Annotated in this window: 1 protein-coding gene; it reads right to left on the reverse strand. The window is 67.4% G+C overall.

Going from position 1 to position 1,160, the window contains the following annotated elements; translation table 11 throughout:
• Window positions 1-1,160 (reverse strand): acyl-CoA dehydrogenase family protein (locus N0B51_RS14810; RefSeq protein WP_259963370.1); only part of this gene is annotated, 1,160 nt, incomplete at its 5' end.

Genomic DNA, 1,160 nt, shown 5'->3' on the forward strand with positions numbered 1-1,160 from the left:
TCATTGCCGGAGCATGTCCCGGCCGACGATCATGCGCATGACCTGGTTGGTTCCTTCTAGGATCGAGTGGACGCGCAGGTCGCGCCAGAAGCGTTCGATCGGGTAGTCCTTGAGGTAGCCGTATCCGCCGAACAGCTGGAGCGCGTCGTTGACGACGTTGCTGCCCGCATCGGTGGCGAGCCGCTTGGCCATCGCCGAGAAGCGCGTCTTGTCGGGCGCATTGGCGGTGACCTTGGCGGCGGCGAGGTAGAGCAGCGCGCGCGCCGCTTCGAGTTCGGTCGCCATGTCGGCGAGCATGAACTGGGTGTTCTGGAAGTCCGCGATCGGCTGACCGAACTGCTGGCGTTCCTTGGTATAGGCGACCGCCTCGTCGAGGCAGCGCTGCGCGCCGCCGAGGCTGCACGCGCCGATGTTGAGCCGCCCGCCGTCGAGCCCGGCCATCGCGAAGCGGAACCCCTCGCCCTCGGCGCCGACGCGGTTGCAGGCCGGCACCCGGCAATCCTCGAAGATCAGCTGCGCGGTGGGCGAGGCGTTCCAGCCGAGCTTCTTCTCGGGCGCGCCGTGGCTGAGGCCCGGCGTGCCCTTCTCGACCACCAGGCAGGTGATGCCCCCCGATTTGTTTTTTGGCTCCTTGTCGTCGCCCGTGCGGACCATCACCACGTAGATGTCGTTGAACCCGCTGCCCGAGATGAACTGCTTGGTGCCGTTGACGACGTAAGTGTCGCCGTCCAGCTTCGCGGTGGTCTTGAGCGCGGCGGCGTCCGAGCCCGAGCCCGGCTCGGTCAGCGCGTAGCTGGCGATGTGTTCCATGCTGACGAGCCTGGGCAGGAACTTCGCCTTGACCTCCCTCCCGCCGAAGCGGTCGATCATCCAGCTCGCCATGTTGTGGATCGAGATATAGGCGCTGGTCGCCGGGCAGCCGTAGGCCATCGCCTCCATGATCAGCGCCGCCTCGAGCCGGCCGAGCGCGATCCCGCCGCTCTCCTCCGACACGTAGATCGCGCCGAAGCCGAGCTCGCCCGCGGCCTGCACCACGTCGCGCGGGAAATGGTGGTCCTCGTCCCACTGCGCGGCAAACGGCGTGATCCGGTCGGCGGTGAACCGCCGCGCCATGTCCTGGATCGCAAGCTGGTCGTCGGTTAGCTGAAACTGCCCGGTCA

It is taken from the genome of Tsuneonella litorea (assembly GCF_025154015.1).
GTDB lineage: Bacteria > Pseudomonadota > Alphaproteobacteria > Sphingomonadales > Sphingomonadaceae > Tsuneonella > Tsuneonella litorea.